The sequence below is a fragment of the Bacteroides sp. 14(A) genome (assembly GCF_000526555.1).
GTDB classification, from domain to species: Bacteria; Bacteroidota; Bacteroidia; order Bacteroidales; family Bacteroidaceae; genus Bacteroides; species Bacteroides cellulosilyticus.
The window spans coordinates 947,327-967,481 of sequence record NZ_JAGH01000005.1; the positions used below are offsets into that span (position 1 = coordinate 947,327).

Here is a 20,155-nt window from a genome sequence, read left to right on the forward strand (position 1 = left end):
CTATATTTTTATAGTTGTAAATGCAAAGTTAAACCATTCTCTTTGACTAACAAATGTTTTTCTCACTTTGTTATACAGAGATTATTTATACTCCGCCCACGATTTAATTGCCAGATCATCCAGCGTCATCGTACAGAAAGCATTGATGAAAGCACTTGCCAGGCGGGCATTCGTAATCAGCGGAACATTCAGGTCGATAGCGGCACGACGAATCTTATATCCGTTACTCAACTCACCCGCAGTGAGGTTCTTCGGAATATTCACCACCATGTCGATCTCTTTTTTGTGCAGCATATCCAACGCTTGCGGCTGTTGGTTAGTCTCACTGGGCCAATACACCTGCGTATTCTCCACCCCATTCTCCGTAAGGAACTTACTGGTACCTCCCGTTGCAAAGAGCTTATACCCTTTTTGCTGAAGCAGACGGGCAGCGGAAAGCATTTCCACCTTCTGTTTCGGTGTACCGGTAGAAAGCAGGATATTTTTCTTCGGTATGCGGTAGCCTACAGAAAGCATAGCCTTCAGTACGGCACAGGACGTATCACTTCCGATACAACCTACCTCACCTGTAGATGCCATATCCACACCCAACACCGGGTCGGCCTTTTGCAAGCGATTGAAAGAGAACTGGCTGGCCTTGATGCCTACATAGTCCAGTTCAAAGAGATTCTTATTCGGCTTTTCTACCGGAAGCCCTAACATCACCTTCGTAGCCAGTTCGATAAGATTAATCTTCAGCACCTTGCTGACGAACGGGAAACTACGGGATGCACGCAGGTTACATTCAATCACCTTGATGTCATTCTCACGGGCCAGATACTGGATATTGAACGGACCGGAGATATTCAGTTCGCGTGCAATCTCACGACTGATACGCTTAATGCGGCGTACCGTCTCCACATAAAGCTTCTGCGGCGGAAATTGAATCGTAGCATCACCCGAATGTACCCCGGCAAACTCAATATGTTCAGAGATAGCGTATGCCACAATTTCCCCATTCTGTGCCACTGCATCCATCTCCACCTCCTTGGCATGTTCAATGAACTGGCTGACAACCACCGGATGCTTCTTCGATACATTGGCCGCAAGTTGCAGGAAGCGTTCCAGTTCTTCCTGATTGGAACAAACGTTCATTGCAGCACCTGAAAGCACGTATGACGGACGCACAAGTACCGGGAAACCTACTTCTTCCACAAACTCGTTGATGTCGTCCATGCTCGTAAGCTCGCGCCAGCGAGGCTGGTCTACGCCGATACGATCCAGCATGGCAGAGAACTTCTCACGGTCTTCGGCATTGTCAATGCTTTTGGCGGAAGTACCGAGTATAGGCACCTTCTGCGCATCTAGACGCAGGGCAAGGTTATTCGGTATCTGACCACCGGTAGAAACAATCACCCCGTGCGGATTTTCCAGTTCAAGGATATCCATTACCCGTTCGAAGGTAAGTTCGTCGAAGTAGAGGCGGTCGCACATATCATAGTCCGTAGATACGGTTTCGGGATTATAGTTAATCATAACGCTGCGATACCCTTCTTTACGGATGGTATTCAGTGCCTGTACACCGCACCAGTCAAACTCTACGGAAGACCCGATACGATACGCACCGGAACCGAGTACAACGATGGATTTACGGTCGCCGAGATAATGAACATCATTAGCGATGCCACTATACGTCAGATACAGGTAATTAGTCTGTGCAGGATATTCGGCAGCAAGAGTGTCTATTTGCTTCACCACAGGGACAATGCCAACGCTCTTACGATGATTGCGTACATAGAGGATACCGTCTTCCATGTCTCCTTCATAACCGATGGCGCGAGCTATCTGGAAATCGGAGAAACCTTGTACCTTGGCTTTTTTCAGCAATTCCAAAGGCAGATCGGCTATCTGTTTGTGGTTCTTACTCCACTGTTCCAACTCTTTGCTGGTGTTCATTATGTTCATCAGCTTCTCCAGGAACCACTTATCGATCTTCGTCAGTTCGTGCACCTGATCAACGGTATATCCGGCACGGAAAGCTTTGGATATGACGAAGATACGCTTGTCCGTCGGTTCACGGAGCGCCTTGTCTATATCAGAGATAACAAGTTCCTTATTCTCTACGAAACCATGCATCCCCTGTCCTATCATACGCAGACCTTTCTGAATGGCTTCTTCAAAAGTACGGCCGATAGCCATCACTTCGCCTACTGACTTCATGCTGGAACCCAGTTCCTTGTCTACACCATGGAACTTACCCAAGTCCCAACGGGGTATTTTACAGACCACATAATCCAATGCAGGTTCAAAGAAAGCACTTGTGGTTTTCGTTACAGAATTCTTCAGGTCGAACAATCCGTAGCCAAGACCGAGTTTTGCAGCAACGAAAGCAAGCGGATACCCCGTAGCTTTAGAAGCCAGAGCAGAAGAACGGCTCAAGCGGGCATTTACTTCAATCACTCTATAATCTTCACTTTCAGGATCATAAGCATACTGCACATTACATTCTCCTACAATACCGATATGGCGAATGATACGGATAGCAAGTTCGCGCAACTTATGATAATCGGAGTTACTGAGCGTCTGAGACGGAGCGATAACAATGGACTCTCCCGTATGGATACCCAGCGGGTCGAAGTTCTCCATGTTACAAACGGTGATACAGTTGTCAAAGCGGTCGCGCACCACCTCATACTCCACTTCTTTCCATCCACGCAAGGATTTTTCCACAAGCACCTGCGGGGAGAAGGAGAAAGCTTTCTCAACCAACACATCCAGTTCTTCTTCATTGTCACAGAAGCCGGAACCCAGTCCACCAAGCGCGTATGCAGCGCGGACAATCACCGGATACCCCAATTCGGCAGCAGCACGACGGGCATCAATGGCATTTTCTACAGCTTCGCTTTTGATAGTCTTTACATTGATTTCATTCAGCTTATGCACGAAAATCTCACGGTCTTCCGTATCGATAATGGCTTGTACGGGAGTACCGAGAACTTTTACACCATATTTCTCAAAAACTCCGTCTTTGTAGAGGGCAACACCACAATTCAATGCCGTTTGTCCACCAAAGGCGAGCATAACGCCGTCCGGACGTTCTTTTTCGATGACTTTCTCTACAAAATAAGGAGTGACAGGCAGGAAATAAATCTGGTCGGCAACGCCTTCCGAAGTCTGCACAGTAGCGATATTCGGGTTGATAAGAACGGTGTAGATACCTTCTTCTTTCAAGGCTTTGAGTGCCTGGCTGCCGGAGTAGTCGAACTCACCTGCCTCGCCGATTTTCAGTGCACCGGAACCGAGTAGCAGGACTTTCTTTATATTGTTTTCTTTCATTTCTATTTATTCATTATATTTCTAAAATCTATCTCAATTCTCCTCCTCCGTCGGAGGAGGAGTACCCCAACGGGGGGAGGTGGTAGGTAAAGCAATAAAATACCTATGAATTATAAGGCTAAGGAATTTTTTTACCTACCACCCCGCCCTTTGGGCACCCCTCCTCCGTCGGAGGAGGGGAATTTAGATACTATTTTACAGCAGTTTCACGAACTCATCAAACAAAAACTCCGTATCCGTCGGCCCGCTGGCAGCTTCCGGATGAAATTGTGCAGAGAACCAGGGATTCCGTTTATGTTTAATACCCTCATTAGACCCGTCGTTCATATTGATGAACAGCGGTTCCCAATCTTCCGTCAGCGTAGTGTTGTCCACTGCATAACCATGATTCTGCGAAGTGATAAAACAACGCTCTGTGCCCACCATACGCACCGGCTGGTTGTGACTGCGATGACCATATTTCAGCTTGTATATCTTTGCTCCTCCTGCCTTACTCAGCAACTGATTTCCCATGCAGATACCGAAGATAGGTAGTTTTTCATTCTTCATTGCCCGGCGGATATTCTGCACCGCAGCATCACAGGTATCCGGATCACCCGGGCCGTTACTAATGAAAAGTCCGTCAAACTCCAGTTCATTATAATCATAGTTCCAAGGCACACGGATGACTTCCACATCACGCTTCAGCAGACAGCGAAGAATATTGCTCTTCACTCCACAATCCACCAGGACTACTTTCTTCTTACCCGCACCTTCGTTGTACCGGATTATCTCCTTGCAACTCACCTTATCCACATAATTCACTCCCGCATACACGGCATCAGGCACATTCTCCGGTTCATCATCAAAAACAATCTTACCCATCATCACGCCATGTTTGCGGAGTACCTTTGTCAGCTCACGCGTATCGATACCTGTGATGCCCGGCACCTGTTCACGCTTCAGCCAATCAGCAAGGCTTTCCACAGCGTTCCAATGGCTAAAATCCTCACTATAATCACTTACAATGATGGCTTCCGCATGGATACGTTCACTTTCCATAAAGGTAGCCAGTCCATTCGGTTCGATAGTGAAAGGCGGCACACCATAATTGCCCACCAACGGATAAGTGAGCGTCATCAACTGTCCGGCATACGAGGGGTCAGTCAAGCTCTCGGGATACCCCGTCATAGCTGTGTTGAAAACCACCTCTCCCGCTACCGGCTTTTCGTAGCCAAACGACTTGCCGTGGAAGCGGCTCCCGTCGTCGAGGATAAGAGTTACATTTCTCATGTTAGTTAGTGATTAGTGTTTAGTAATAAGTGATTAACGTTAATCACTTATTACTAAACACTATTTCGTTAAAATTGATATACTTGTTCTATATAGTCAATAAAGGCATTATTCAGCATCTTCACCCCGCCCGGCGTAGGATAATCACCGCTGAAATACCAGTCTCCCCGATGATTGGGGCAAGCCTCATGCAGCCCCTCCAACGGTTGGTATACGATTTCCACCTTCGCCTTTGTTCCGGCAGGTGTCAGCAGTTCCACCATCTTGGCGGAGATTTCCTCGTCAGTAAAGGGTGCATAGATATCCTTCACATAGTTCACCATTTGCTCCTTCGGCAACCCTACCTGGTCTTTCGATTTGCGGTAGGCAGCGGCAATCACATCTTTCATATCCCGGTCTTTCAGCAACTCGATGGCCGCTTTGAAAGCAATGAATTCACTCATCTTTGCCATATCGATGCCGTAATAATCAGGATAACGTACCTGTGGGGAAGAAGAAACAATCACAATCTTCTTGGGACCCAGACGATCGAGAATACCGATGATACTCTGTTTCAGAGTAGTTCCGCGTACAATGGAGTCGTCGATAATGACAAGATTGTCTACACCCGGCACCAGACTGCCATAGGTGATATCATACACGTGCGCAGCCAAGTCATTGCGGCTGTTTCCTTCTGCAATAAACGTGCGCAGTTTGATATCCTTGATGGCTACCTTTTCGCTACGGATACGGCGAGAAAGTATCTGTTCCAGTTCCTCCAGACTGGGACTATGTCCCAAGGAAGCGATCTGTTGCACTTTCTCTTCATTCAGATAATCATCCAATCCCTGCAACATGCCGTAGAAAGCAACTTCCGCTGTATTCGGGATGAAGGAAAACACAGTATGGTCAAGGTCTTTATTGATGGCTTTCAAGATGTTAGGTATCAGTTTCTCACCCAATAGTTTACGTTCCCTGTAAATATCCACATCACTACCTCGTGAGAAATAAATACGTTCGAAAGAACAGGGTTTCACCTCGCGTACTTTATTGATTTGGGTGGTACGCAGCTTGCCTGTCTTGTTAATCAGCAAGGCTTGTCCGGGCATCAATTCCTTAATGCTGGCTGCCGGTACATTGAAAGCGGTTTGTATCACAGGGCGTTCGCTGGCAAGCACTGCCACTTCATCATCCTGATACCAGAATGCGGGGCGGATTCCCCACGGATCGCGCACGGCAAACGATTCACCGCTTCCCGTCAGTCCGCATATCACATAGCCTCCGTCCCACTCCTTGCTCGAAGTACGCAGCACGTTTGCCAGGTCCATATGATCTTCTATATAGTGAGTCACGCCCATGCCTGTCAATCCTTCCGCTTCGGCAAGATTGAAGAGGCGCTCCACCTCACGGTCGAGACGGTGTCCCACTTGTTCCAGCATGATGTACGTATCGGCATACTTCCGCGGATGCTGGCCGATAGCAGTGATACGTGCAAAAATCTCATCCACGTTCGTCATGTTGAAATTGCCGCAAAGAGCAAGGTTCTTAGCCCGCCAGTTGTTACGCCTCAGGAAGGGGTGCACATAGGAAATGCCGCTCTTTCCGGTAGTGGAATAGCGCAAGTGCCCCATGTAAGCCTCGCCCGCAAAAGGAAGGTACTTCTTAGCATAATCCGCATCATGAAGCTGCTCTTTTGTCAGATCCTTAAAGTTGCTCTGCACCGTACCGAATATCTCGGTAATGGCACCCGAACCGAGTGCACGCTCACGGAACATATACTCTTCACCGGGATTTGCTTCCAGCTTTACACAAGCTATACCGGCGCCCTCTTGTCCGCGGTTGTGCTGTTTCTCCATCAGAAGATAGAGTTTGTTCAAACCGTACATCCATGTGCCGTACTTCTGTTCATAGTATTCCAGAGGTTTCAGCAGGCGTATCATGGCAACGCCACATTCATGCTTCAGTTCTTCCATCAGTTCATTTACAATTTACAATGTACAAAGTACAATTTATCGTTTACTATTTATTTCGTATTACCCTCTTTATTCCACTGTGACGCTCTTCGCCAAGTTTCTCGGCTGATCCACATCCATCCCTTTGCATACTGCGATATGATAGGCCAGTAACTGCAACGGTACTGTAGTAATTAACGGGTCGAGGCACTCGATTGTTTCCGGCAACTCGATACAAGTATCGGCAATCTTGCTGATAACCGTATCCCCTTTTGTCACCAGGGCAATCACTTTGCCCTTACGCGCCTTGATTTCCTGTATGTTACTCAATACTTTCTCATAAAGCCCGTTCTGTGTAGCAATCACTACCACCGGCATTTCAGCATCTACCAGTGCGATAGGCCCGTGCTTCATTTCAGCAGCCGGATAACCCTCGGCATGGATATAAGAGATTTCTTTCAGCTTCAACGCACCTTCCAAGGCTACGGGATACGAATATCCGCGTCCCAGATAGATAAAGTTATGCGCATACGTGAAGATTTTGGAAAGCTCTGCAATGCTGCCATTCAGCTTCAGCACTTCTTTCATCTTATCAGGAATGCGGTTCAGCTCTTGCACAATGGCAAGGAACTGCCCCTCATCTATCGTATTCTTCTCCTTGGCAAGCGTCAGCGCCAGCATGGTGAGCACTGTCACCTGTCCCGTAAACGCTTTGGTGGAAGCCACTCCGATTTCAGGGCCTACGTGGATATAAGAACCCGTATGCGTAGCCCTCGGAATAGACGAACCAATCGCATTACAGATGCCATAGATAAATGCCCCACGACTCCGCGCCAGTTCCACAGCTGCCAGTGTATCCGCCGTCTCGCCACTTTGCGAAATCGCAATCACCACATCCTTACTGTCTATCACCGGATCACGGTAACGGAATTCCGAAGCATACTCCACTTCCACCGGAATGCGGCAAAGACTTTCTATCAGATGCTTTCCGATAAGCGCTGCATGCCAGGAAGTACCGCACGCCACGATGATGAAACGTTTGGCTGCCAGCAGGCGGTCTTTGTTATCAATCACTGCGGAAAGCACCACATTTGTACTTTCTACATTGATACGTCCGCGCATACAGTCATGAATGCAATCGGGCTGTTCAAAAATCTCTTTCAGCATGAAGTGCGGATAACCACCCTTTTCCAACTGTCCCAGATTCAGTGCCACCGTCTTCACTTCGTGCGGACATTCCACATTTTTCAGGTTCACCACCTTCAGTTTCTCTCCGCGGCGGATGACGGCGATCTCTTCATCTTCCAAATATACGACTTTATCTGTATATTCCACAATCGGCGTAGCATCCGAAGCCAGGAAAAACTCATCTTCACCGATACCTACCACCAACGGACTACTCTTGCGGGCTGCTATAATCTCATCCGGATTGTCCTTATCCAGCACGGCAATGGCATAAGCGCCGATTACTTCACGCAACGCTAATTGCACAGCAGTCAGCAGATCTGTATTTTTGGATTTCTGGATGAATTCTATCAGTTGCACCAGTACTTCGGTGTCCGTACTGCTTTTGAATGAATAGCCTTTGGCCTGGAGTTTTTCTTTAAGGACGGCGTAGTTTTCGATGATGCCGTTGTGGATGAGAGCGAGATGTTCGGAAGAGGAATAATGAGGATGGGCGTTAGCGGAGCAAGGTTCCCCGTGCGTAGCCCAACGGGTATGGGCAATTCCGATGTTACCGGAAATATCTTTTTGAGTAACGAAAGTTTCCAGTTCCGAAACCTTACCTTTCGTTTTGTAAACGTTCAACTGTCGGTTATCACTGATTAATGCTACCCCTGCACTATCATATCCGCGATACTCTAATCGCTTCAATCCTTTGATAAGAATGGGGTAGGCTTTCTTTTGACCAATATAGCCTACGATTCCACACATACTAATTAATATTTGATTTTGCGCTGCAAAGATATAAAAACCCGAGAACATAAAGTTAATGTTTTGCCTATTTATTTATCAAAAGAATAGAAAAAAGTTATTTTCTTGTCAAAAAGTTAAAGAAAACAAACTTATTAAAGCAAAAGGAGTAATTTTATAAATTCAAAGCAAGCAATGGAATTTTAGTTTTATATTGAAAGGAGATAGCGGAAAAATCTTCCAATCCGATAAAGACTGTCGTTTTTCAAGGTTGCCAAATTGCCAAAAAGCCAAATTGCCAAGGCCAAAGGAAAAGGCCAATTAAGATAAAGAGAACCTGTTGGCGGAATTAATTCATAATGGAAAAGTAATGAATAAAAGTGATTAAACAGTACTATCTCAATTCTCCTCCTCCGTCGGAGGAGGAGTACCCGTAGGGGGAGGTGGTAGGTGAGAAAAGAATTCCTTATTGATATGATTCATCGGTATTTCTTGCTTTACCTACCACCCTGCCCTCTGGGCACCCCTCCTCCGACGGAGGAGGGGAATTGAGATACTCTATTTACTTAATGTAGAGATACTCATTTTATTCATACCCTAAAGAAAGAAATCAATTCTGCCAACGGGTAAAGAGACTAAATCCATGTCAATCCCATACCAACACTGTATCAAGTCCGTACCATCTCCGTATTTATAGGAATGGACTTGGTACGGAGTTGGTATGGACTTGACACGGAGTTGGTACGGACTTGGTTATATCCGGATAAGGATGAAACAAAAAAAATGTCATGCACTTCCCTTTTGGCTATTTGGCATTATGGCAATTTCTCGAACGAGGGAAAGGCGTACTTACAATACAGAATATAAACCACGCATTTTACTTCAATTCAAAACACAAAAGCGTATATTTTATTTCAATTTAAAACACAGATCCAATAAACAGACATTTTGCAAGTCACAAAAACCCATATTATTATACCAATTTGAAATTAAATTAATACTTTTGCCAAACATTTTGATAGTAATAATAGGTATTACTACAGAATAAAGTAAACTTAAAAAGATGAAAGAAGAACTTTTTAACAACGAAACAAAGAGAAAAGCCGGACAACAGGGAAGGGAAGAAAGCCAACATCCTGTATATCAACGACATCCCAGGCAGTTGGGCTTGTATGATGCAGAGAACGAGCATGACGCTTGTGGTGTCGGTATGTTAGTGAACATCCACGGAGGCAAGTCACACGAACTGGTAGAGTCTGCATTGAAGGTGTTGGAGAACATGCGTCATCGGGGCGCCGAAGGTGCGGATAACAAAACCGGAGACGGTGCCGGCATCCTGCTGCAAATCCCGCACGAGTTTATTCTTTTGCAGGGTATTCCTGTTCCCGAGAAAGGGAAATACGGTACAGGTCTTTTCTTTCTACCGAAAGATGAGAAAGACCAGGGTGCTATCTTAAGTATCATCATCGAAGAGATTGAAAAAGAAGGATTGACATTGATGCACCTGCGCAATGTGCCCACTTGTCCAGAAATTCTGGGAGAATCGGCACTTGCCAACGAACCGGATATCAAACAAATTTTCATCACCGGATTTACGGAAAGCGAGACAGCCGACCGTAAACTCTATCTCATAAGAAAAAGAATAGAAAACAAAGTACGCAAATCCGATATTGCCACGCGTGAAGATTTCTACGTTGTCTCCCTATCCACGAAGAACATCATCTATAAAGGTATGCTCTCTTCACTGCAACTGCGAGGCTACTTCCCCGATCTGACAAACCCCTACTTCACCAGCGGCATAGCACTGGTGCACTCCCGCTTCAGCACCAACACCTTCCCTACCTGGGGACTGGCACAACCGTTCCGCCTCCTGGCCCACAACGGCGAAATCAACACCATCCGCGGCAACCGGGGTTGGATGGAAGCCCGTGAAAGTGTGCTCTCCTCTCCCGTCTTGGGCGACATCAGGGAGATACGCCCCATCATTCAGCCGGGAATGAGCGACAGTGCCTCACTGGACAATGTATTGGAATTCCTCGTTATGTCAGGCCTCAGCCTGCCGCATGCCATGGCCATGCTAGTACCGGAATCTTTCAACGAAAAGAACCCTATCAGCGAAGATCTGAAAGCATTCTATGAATACCATTCCATCCTGATGGAACCCTGGGACGGCCCTGCCGCCTTGCTGTTCAGCGACGGACGTTTTGCTGGCGGTATGCTCGACCGTAACGGATTGCGTCCTGCACGCTATCTGATTACGCACAACGATATGATGGTAGTGGCCAGCGAAGTGGGCGTGATGGATTTCGAACCGGGAGACATCAAAGAAAAGGGACGCCTGCAACCGGGTAAGATACTACTGGTAGATACCGAAAAAGGCGAAATCTACTACGACGGAGAATTGAAAAAACAGTTGGCCGAAGCCAAGCTTTACCGCAGTTGGCTGGCAACGAACCGCATCGAACTGAATGAGCTGAAAAGCGGGCGCAAAGTCCCCCATAGCGTAGAGAATTACGAGAGGATGCTGCGCACCTTCGGCTATTCCAAGGAAGATGTAGAGCGGCTCATCGTCCCGATGTGTACCACGGGTGCCGAGCCTATCCACTCAATGGGGAATGATACGCCGCTTGCCGTGCTTTCGGATAAGCCGCAACTACTGTACAATTACTTCCGACAACAGTTTGCACAAGTCACCAATCCGCCTATCGACCCGATACGCGAGGAACTGGTAATGTCACTGACGGAATATATCGGTGCCGTGGGCATGAACATCCTGACACCCAGCGAAAGCCATTGTAAGATGGTGCGCCTCAACCATCCCATCCTAAGCAATGCACAACTGGATATTCTTTGCAACATCCGCTACAAAGGTTTCAAAACAGTGAAACTACCCTTGCTATTTGAAGTAGCAAAGGGGCGTGCCGGATTGCAGGAAGCACTCACAGCACTTTGCAAGCAAGCGGAAGAGTCCGTCAGCGAAGGGGTGAACTACATTGTATTGAGCGACCGTGATGTGGATGCCACTCATGCGGCTATCCCCTCCCTACTGGCAGTAAGCGCAGTACACCACCACCTGATTTCGGTAGGAAAACGCGTACAGACGGCATTGGTCGTGGAAAGCGGTGAAATACGCGAGGTGATGCACGCAGCCCTGTTACTGGGATTTGGCGCCAGCGCCCTGAACCCTTACATGGCATTCGCCGTGATCGACAAGCTGGTGGCGAAGAAAGAAATCCAATTGGATTATGCCACAGCCGAAAAGAAATATATCAAATCCATCTGCAAGGGATTGTTCAAGATCATGAGTAAGATGGGTATCAGTACCATCCGCTCGTATCGGGGAGCGAAAATATTCGAAGCCGTAGGTTTGAGTGAAGAGCTCAGCAATGCTTATTTCGGCGGGTTGAGATCCACAATAGGCGGTATCCGGCTGGATGAAGTGGCACGCGATGCAATCGCATTCCACGATGCAGGTTTTGCCGCACAGGTAGACGGATTACTCCCCAACAACGGTTTGTATGCTTTCCGTAAAGACGGAGAAAAACATGCCTGGAACCCGGAAACCATTTCTACCTTGCAACTTGCCACACGCTTGGGCAGCTATAAGAAGTTCAAAGAATTTACCAGTCTGGTAGATGGAAAAGAAGCGCCTATCTTCCTGCGCGATTTCCTGGATTTCCGCCGTGCCCCCATTTCTATAGATAAGGTTGAACCGGTAGAAAGCATCATGCACCGCTTTGTGACGGGTGCCATGAGTTACGGGTCTATCAGCAAAGAAGCGCATGAGGCAATGGCCATTGCCATGAACCGGATTCACGGACGCAGCAACACAGGTGAGGGCGGCGAAGACAGCGCACGCTTCACGCCCCGCGAAGACGGAACCAGTCTGCGTAGCGCCATCAAGCAGGTAGCTTCGGGACGTTTCGGCGTAACAACGGAGTATCTGGTGAATGCCGATGAAATACAAATCAAAGTGGCACAAGGGGCCAAACCGGGTGAAGGCGGTCAGTTACCGGGCTTTAAAGTAGATCAGGTGATTGCGAAAACGCGCCATTCCATTCCTGGCATTTCATTGATTTCTCCCCCGCCCCATCACGACATTTATTCCATCGAAGACCTGGCACAGTTGATCTTCGACCTGAAGAATGTAAATCCTCGTGCCAAGATCAGTGTGAAGCTGGTAGCCGAAAGCGGTGTAGGAACCATTGCCGCCGGAGTGGCCAAAGCAAAAGCAGACCTTATCGTCATCTCCGGTGCGGAAGGTGGTACGGGCGCCTCTCCTGCCTCCAGCATCCGCTATGCCGGTATCTCTCCTGAACTGGGACTAAGCGAGACGCAACAGACTCTTGTACTGAACGGTCTGCGCGGGCAAGTGATGCTGCAAGTGGACGGGCAATTGAAAACCGGTCGCGACATCGTACTGATGGCGATGCTGGGTGCCGAAGAGTTCGGTTTTGCAACCAGCGCTTTGATTGTACTGGGTTGCGTCATGATGCGCAAATGCCATCAGAACACCTGCCCTGTGGGTGTGGCAACGCAAAACGAGGAACTTCGCCGGCGCTTCCACGGACGCAGCGAATACCTGGTGAACTTCTTCACTTTCCTGGCGCAGGAAGTGCGGGAATATCTCGCCGAAATCGGTGTGGAACGTATGGATGATATCATCGGACGCACGGATCTTATTATCCGCAAGTCAGAAAACGAATCGCCCAAGCAATCCCTAATTAGTTTCGACAAAATACTGGCACGTGTCGATAATGGTGCAGCCATCCGCCACACCATCGACCAGCAACACGGCATCGACCACGTAAAAGACGTTGAAATGCTGCATGCCGCTGCCGAAGCTCTGGAAAACCAGAAAGAAATCTCACTGGAATATACGATTGCCAATACGGATCGTGCTTGCGGAGCTATGCTTTCGGGTACCATTGCCGCGAAGTACGGTGAAGCGGGACTGCCGGAACATACGTTGAACGTAAAATTCAAAGGTTCTGCAGGACAAAGTTTCGGTGCCTTCCTTGTACCGGGTGTTAACTTCAAGCTGGAAGGTGAAGCGAACGATTACCTCGGCAAAGGCCTTTCGGGTGGACGGATTGCCGTATTACCTCCGGTACGCTCTAACTTCCAGGCCGAAAAGAATACGATTGCAGGAAACACCTTGCTCTATGGCGCAACCAGTGGTGAAGTTTACATCAATGGGCGCGTAGGCGAACGTTTTGCTGTCCGCAATTCCGGTGCCATTGCCGTAGTAGAGGGTGTAGGTGATCATTGTTGCGAGTACATGACGGGCGGTCGTGTGGTAGTCCTCGGGGCAACAGGGCGCAACTTCGCAGCCGGTATGTCGGGCGGTGTAGCTTATGTATGGAATAAGGATGGAAACTTCGATTATTTCTGTAACATGGAAATGGTGGAACTAAGCCTCATCGAAGAAGCCTCCTATCGTAAGGAGTTGCACGAACTCATCCGTCAGCACTACCTCTATACAGGCTCCAACCTGGCACGCACTATGCTTGATGACTGGAACCGATATGTGGATGAGTTTATCCAGATAGTCCCCATCGAGTACAAGAAGGTACTGCAAGAAGAGCAAATGCGGAAACTGCAACAGAAGATTGCAGAGATGCAGAGAGATTATTAAGAGATTTATGATTTCAGATTTATGATTTTATGACTTGCCGGACGGTATCATAAGGGCATGCCATAGCGTAAGCCTAAGCAGAGATCATAAACCTGAAATCATAAATCTAAAAATAAATTACAAATCATAAATCTAAAAATGGCAGATCCAAAAGCATTCTTAAACATACCACGACAGGAAGCGGGATACCGTCCTGTCCACGAACGTATCACCGACTTCAGTCAGGTGGAGCAAACTTTAAACAGTCACGAACGCAAACTCCAGGCATCACGTTGCATGGATTGCGGTGTACCCTTCTGTCACTGGGCATGCCCGTTGGGCAATAAACAACCTGAATTTCAAGATGCACTTTATAAAGGTAAATGGCGCGAAGCATACGAAGTGCTCGCCGCCACAAACGACTTCCCCGAATTTACCGGACGCATCTGTCCGGCACTTTGCGAAAAGTCGTGTGTACTGAAGCTTTCGTGTGATGCACCTGTCACCATTCGTGAAAACGAGGCGGCTATTGCTGAAGCGGCTTTTCGCGAAGGTTACATCGTGCCCATTCAGCCCCAACGTAATGGAAAGCGGGTTGCCATCATCGGTGCAGGTCCTGCGGGACTCTCCGCTGCCTGCCGGCTGAATGCTAAAGGCTATGAAGTGACTCTTTTTGACAGCAAACCCATGCCCGGCGGATTACTGCGCTATGGTATTCCTAATTTTAAACTCGATAAAGCAGTAATCGACCGCCGGATGGGAGTGCTTGAAGCCGAAGGCATCAAGTTCGAAATGGGCGTAACGGTAGATGTACAGAAACTCCCCGCGGGCTTTGATGCCTACTGCATCTGCACCGGGACGCCACAGGCACGCGACCTCAATATCCCCGGACGCGAACTGAAAGGTATTTATCTTGCCCTCGAAATGTTGTCCCAGCAAAATCATATCCTCGATGGAGAAACGTTCCCCAAAGACCGTCTGGTAAATGCCAAGGGCAAACGGGTTCTCGTCATCGGTGGCGGTGATACAGGATCAGACTGTATCGGTACGAGTATCCGCCAGGGAGCCGTGAGTGTGACACAGATTGAAATCATGCCACAGCCTCCCGTAGGTCACAATGACGCTACTCCTTGGCCGCAATGGCCCATTGTACTGAAGACGACTTCAAGTCACGAAGAAGGTTGCACGCGCCGCTGGTCACTGGCATCCAATCAGTTTATTGGCAAGAATGGAAAAGTCTGCGGTGTAGAGGTGGAAGAAGTGGAATGGATTCCGGCTCAGGATGGAGGACGCCCTACCATGAAACCTACCGGAAAGAAGGAAGTGATAGACGCCGATATGGTGCTTCTAGCCATGGGCTTCCTGAAACCGGAACAACCGGAATTTCCGGAAAATGTATTCGTAGCAGGTGATGCGGCACGTGGTGCCAGCCTTGTGGTGCATGCACTGGCGGACGGACGGAGAGTGGCAGAACGGATAGACAAGTATTTGAGTAACTAACCCCTAATCACTAAGTATCATGTGTGGAATCGTAGGTATCTTCAATATCAAATCTCAATCCCAGGAATTGAGAAACAAAGCGCTTCGAATGGCGCAGAAAATCCGTCATCGCGGACCGGACTGGAGTGGTATTTATGTAGGCGGTAGTGCCATCCTGGCTCACGAACGTCTTTCCATCGTCGATCCGGAAAGTGGCGGACAACCATTGTATTCTCCGGATGGCAAGCAAATCCTTGCCGTCAACGGTGAAATCTATAATCATCGGGAAATCCGTTCCCGCTATGCCGACAAGTATGCTTTCCGTACAGGATCGGACTGTGAAGTCATCCTCGCATTATATAAGGATAAAGGCATTCATTTCCTCGAAGAATTGAACGGTATCTTCGCCTTTGCCCTTTACGATGAGGAAGCAGACGATTATCTGATTGCCCGTGACCCTATCGGGGTAATCCCTCTTTATATCGGTCGTGACGACCAGGGACATATCTACGTCGGTAGCGAACTGAAAGCTCTCGAAGGTTTCTGTGATATCTACGAGCCTTTTCTGCCCGGACATTACTTCTGGGGACGTGAAGGAAAAATGCATCGTTGGTATCAACGCCCCTGGACCGATTATGCCGCCGTCAAAGCCAATGACACCACCGCCCGCCGGGCTACCCAACCAGAAATCAACAGCGTAAAACTCGCCCTTGAAGCTGCCGTGCAACGCCAGTTAATGTCCGATGTTCCTTACGGTGTTCTGCTCAGTGGTGGTCTCGACTCTTCCGTCATTTCTGCCATTGCCAAGAAGTATGCCCGCAAGCGCATTGAAACTGATAACCAGAGCGAAGCCTGGTGGCCTCAACTCCACTCCTTCGCCGTCGGCCTGCGCGGTGCACCGGACTTAATTAAAGCCCGTGAAGTGGCGGAATATATCGGCACTGTTCACCATGAAATCAATTATACCATTCAGGAAGGACTTGATGCCTTGCGTGATGTCATCTACTTTATCGAAACATACGATGTTACCACTGTACGTGCTTCCACACCGATGTACCTGTTGGCACGTGTCATCAAGTCTATGGGTATCAAAATGGTGCTTAGTGGCGAAGGTGCCGATGAGGTTTTCGGTGGTTATCTATACTTCCACAAAGCCCCCACACCGCAGGCTTTCCACGAAGAAACGATCCGTAAGCTCTCCAAGCTGCACCTGTACGACTGTCTGCGTGCCAATAAGAGCCTTTCTGCCTGGGGTGTGGAAGGTCGTGTTCCCTTCCTCGATAAAGAGTTCCTGGATGTGGCAATGAACCTCAGCCCTGCCGTCAAGATGTGTCCGGGCAAAGAAGTGGAGAAACGCATTGTGCGCGAAGCTTTTCAAGATATGCTGCCTCAGAGTGTTGCCTGGCGGCAAAAAGAGCAATTTTCCGATGGCGTCGGTTACAATTGGATTGATACATTGAAAGCCATTACTTCGGCCGCCGTCACCGACCATCAGATGGAACATGCCGCCGAACGGTTTCCCATCAATCCGCCACAGAATAAGGAGGAATATTACTATCGTAGCATTTTCGAAGAGCACTTCCCCAGTCAGTCGGCTGCCCGAAGCGTGCCCAGTGTGCCGAGCGTGGCTTGCTCTACTGCTGAAGCACTTGCCTGGGATGCCACGTTGCAAGGGAAAAATGATCCGAGCGGACGGGCGGTGGCAGATGTGCACGAGGCAACATATGCCGGGTAATGAGTCTTTACTGATTAATAATGGATTCGCCCCGCCCATTCTCTTTGCAAAGAATTGGCGGGGCGAATCCATAATAATATATAGCTTCTGTCAGCTATGACATTTTACCAGTTTTAATTTCATTCCTCAAAAAGTCATACACATAGCGAGGACTCTGAAAATAAAGTCCGGTTTTAGCATCCTGCAATTTTGCATACGTATCCGATGTATACAGAGTACGCAAAAAACCCTTTTCCAAAGTCTTTATTAGGTTTTGATTTTTGAAGATCAATTTCCTTAATATCTACCGTTGTACCATGATAAAGAATCATTTTATTGCCCCTCCAAAACGTTGACAATAAGCCGTAATATCTGATATTACATCCTCAAAACGTTGTGTATGAGCAATACCATAGTGTTTATCTATGAAATCAATAGCTTTATACCGATCCAGATAACGGTATGCCTGGCTGGGAGCAAGCGAATGTAGCTTAGCAAACTCACTGATCAGAGCTACAATATACTCTATTTTATCCTTAACACTAAAATCCATAAAAGTATTCTTTTTAGCAATGAAACATCACAAAGATAATCATTATTTCTATGATTTATTACTCCTTCTGCACCCATTTACTATCATTTTTTAAATATTCATATATTTAGAATGGTATTTTCAAGCATCATCGTATAAACAATTTACCAAACGAAGCATATTAACAGAATACCAAAGGTTCTTATCACAGTCTCAAATATAGACAAATCACAGGCATTTCTCTGCTTTATTAAGCTTCTTGTTATTCGTTTTTAAAGAATAACAGGAACGTTTTTAAAGAATGTGCTCAACGTTTATTAAAAACATAAAAAGCCTCTTTTAAGCCCGAATCCAATAAATATCAACAAAAAAGGCGATAACTTCCTATTGAAATTACCGCCTTTCTTATTTTTTGTCTGTTATTATCTTAGAAAACAAGTCGTATGAATTCTCTATTATCAACTACCCTGCAAAGATACGACATCCGAAAGGCGAAGTCAAGTATTCGGGCCGGTTTTTCCGACTTTTCTTTTTTTTTATTTTTTAATTCTTCCATTTTGTTTTTGTCCAATACCATTTTTCTAATTTTGAGAATTAGAAATTAGGAACTTACGTTAACTTAACACACAACAAAGATGAAATATAAAAGGACTCTCTACTCCAATCCGCATAAGATAGTGTCAAAACGGAATAAAAGAACGCGAATTACACAAATCTGTCATTCAATAACCCACTTCTCTATATTCCTTGTTTTATTACTGAAGTTCACACCTATTTTGAATAATTTCCTCGGGTCTGCCTCAAAAGGAAGAGCATACTGTTTTTCTTCTATTTGCTGCAAAGCTTCTTCTGCAGTACCTTCCAGTTTGAATTCCATGACGTAAATGTAATCGGCAGTCTTCACTACCAGATCCACCCTCCCTTCCGAAGTGTGATACTCCGCCTGTGTGTAGAAACCCACCAGCTTGAAGACGATAAACAGCACATTTTGGTAATGTAATTCCAAGTCTTTCACCAATTCATAAGGTGTGTCGGCAAAAAAGCTTTGCAGCCTCTTAAAGAAAGCGTTAGGTTGGCCGGAACGTATCTCACGAACAAATCTTTGTATCTCAAACGGTGCTTCTAACTGATTGAAGCGGGTATAAAACGGCATCAGAAATCTGATAAAGCCCTCTTCCACTTCCCGGTTAGGGAAACCGAGACGGTATAGACCGAATTCCTTATCATATCCCTTTATCGTGAGATAACCGCTTTGGAAAATAACCGGTATGGGTTCGTTGTCGCCATAAATACAGTTCAGTACATCAGCATTCGTTTCTTCATGTGCCATGCGCTCCAAATTGTAATGATTGCGTCTCAGCAACTCCACAAGGTAAGTAGGCGTTCCGGTTTCAAACCAATAGTTGCCGAATTTCATCTTAAAGAATGTATTCAGCAAACTGAAAGGATTGTAGATGCCGTCCGTGTTTTCTGTAAAGTGATAACCGTCATAGCACGCTTTCAGTTCATTGCACACTTCCTGATACGTCATTTTCTGCGCGGCTGCCAATTCGTGCAGGTCTTCTTCAAAATTAAGATGTATCTCCTTTTCAGTGATTCCACAGATGGAAATAAACGGCTCGTCCATGGAGATGTCATTCAGATTGTTCAGGTCACTGAACACACTGACTTTGCCAAACTTGGTCACTCCCGTCAGCAAGGCAAACTTGATGCAGCCGTCCATGGTTTTCAGTACGCCATAGAAAGGTTTCAGAGTGTTGCGGAATTCGCGTTGCAGTTCCTCGTTGCCGATAGCTTGGAGCAAGGGTTTGTCATATTCGTCGATGAGAATGGCTACACGCTCACCACTTTGCTCATAGGCCCGTCCCACAACTCCTGCAAAGCGCAAGGCAAGAGTCGTTTCGGCAGAACGCATTCCGTAAAGTGACTCCCAGTAATCAAGCGTTTCATTCAGTATCTTGTCCAGACTGTCCGGCGTATCATATTTCCCGATATTCAAGTCCAGATGGAACACGGGGCGTTTCACCCAGTCTTTTTCCAAAGTTTCCACCGCCAAGCCTTCAAACAAGTCCCGTTTCGCCTCAAAATAGGCTTCGAGCGTGGAAATCAGCAAACTCTTCCCAAAACGGCGGGGGCGGGAAAGGAAATAGTAACTACCACTCTTCACCAACTTATACATCAATGCAGTTTTATCCACATAAACGTATCCTTCCTTACGAATCTTCTCGAAGTTTTGTATCCCGATAGGATATATTCTGTTACCCATGTCCTTGCCTCCTTCTACTATAATAGTATTCATTAATGCTACAAAGATAATGTAAACCGAGAACAGTATAAAATGAACTCGTTCATTTTTATCTTCTTCAAAGATACAACAAAGA

General features: G+C 47.0%; 9 protein-coding genes and 1 pseudogene. 3 read left to right on the forward strand and 7 right to left on the reverse strand.

Features of this window, described 5'->3' with window-relative positions; all coding sequences use genetic code 11:
• Nucleotides 1–81: 81 nt before the first annotated feature.
• From carB to glmS, 4 genes are all read right to left on the reverse strand, one after another.
• Nucleotides 82–3,315 carry a carbamoyl-phosphate synthase (glutamine-hydrolyzing) large subunit gene (gene carB / locus K429_RS0126815; protein ID WP_029328771.1) on the reverse strand — a complete coding sequence of 1,078 codons (3,234 nt, stop codon included), beginning with the start codon at nt 3,313–3,315 and terminating at the stop codon, nt 82–84.
• Nucleotides 3,316–3,510: 195 nt separating this feature from the next.
• Entirely contained in the window at nt 3,511–4,587 is a 1,077-nt protein-coding gene (gene carA / locus K429_RS0126820) for a glutamine-hydrolyzing carbamoyl-phosphate synthase small subunit (RefSeq protein ID WP_029328772.1), read from the reverse strand.
• Nucleotides 4,588–4,655: 68 nt separating this feature from the next.
• Nucleotides 4,656–6,539, reverse strand: coding sequence for an amidophosphoribosyltransferase (locus tag K429_RS0126825; RefSeq protein WP_029328773.1), 1,884 nt, complete (start codon nt 6,537–6,539; stop codon nt 4,656–4,658).
• Between the two features lie 69 nt (nt 6,540–6,608).
• Nucleotides 6,609–8,453, reverse strand: coding sequence for a glutamine--fructose-6-phosphate transaminase (isomerizing) (glmS, locus tag K429_RS0126830; RefSeq protein WP_029328774.1), 1,845 nt, complete (start codon nt 8,451–8,453; stop codon nt 6,609–6,611).
• 1,042 nt (nt 8,454–9,495) lie between these two features.
• Here glmS and gltB point away from each other — a divergent pair.
• From gltB to asnB, 3 genes are all read left to right on the forward strand, one after another.
• Nucleotides 9,496–14,070: a glutamate synthase large subunit gene (gltB, locus tag K429_RS0126835; RefSeq protein WP_029328775.1), complete on the forward strand. Its 4,575-nt coding sequence runs from the start codon at nt 9,496–9,498 to the stop codon at nt 14,068–14,070.
• Between the two features lie 138 nt (nt 14,071–14,208).
• Nucleotides 14,209–15,549 (forward strand): glutamate synthase subunit beta, encoded by a 1,341-nt coding sequence (locus K429_RS0126840; RefSeq protein WP_029328776.1) that lies wholly within the window; start codon nt 14,209–14,211, stop codon nt 15,547–15,549.
• A gap of 19 nt (nt 15,550–15,568) precedes the next feature.
• On the forward strand, nt 15,569–17,263 hold the full coding sequence (asnB, locus tag K429_RS0126845; RefSeq protein ID WP_029328777.1) for an asparagine synthase B: 1,695 nt from the start codon (nt 15,569–15,571) through the stop codon (nt 17,261–17,263).
• Between the two features lie 221 nt (nt 17,264–17,484).
• On the opposite strand, the pseudogene K429_RS31365 reads toward asnB, so the two are convergent.
• From K429_RS31365 to K429_RS0126865, 3 genes and pseudogenes are all read right to left on the reverse strand, one after another.
• Nucleotides 17,485–17,574 (reverse strand): annotated as a pseudogene (locus tag K429_RS31365) (DUF3990 domain-containing protein); the annotation flags it as partial.
• Nucleotides 17,571–17,795, reverse strand: a complete 225-nt coding sequence (locus K429_RS0126855) for a DUF3791 domain-containing protein (protein ID WP_007214333.1) — start codon at nt 17,793–17,795, stop codon at nt 17,571–17,573. The gene K429_RS0126855 and the pseudogene K429_RS31365, both read right to left, overlap by 4 nt.
• A gap of 697 nt (nt 17,796–18,492) precedes the next feature.
• A complete protein-coding gene (locus K429_RS0126865) occupies nt 18,493–20,040 on the reverse strand; it encodes an ATP-binding protein (protein WP_029328778.1) in 1,548 nt (515 codons plus the stop codon).
• Nucleotides 20,041–20,155 lie beyond the last annotated feature (115 nt).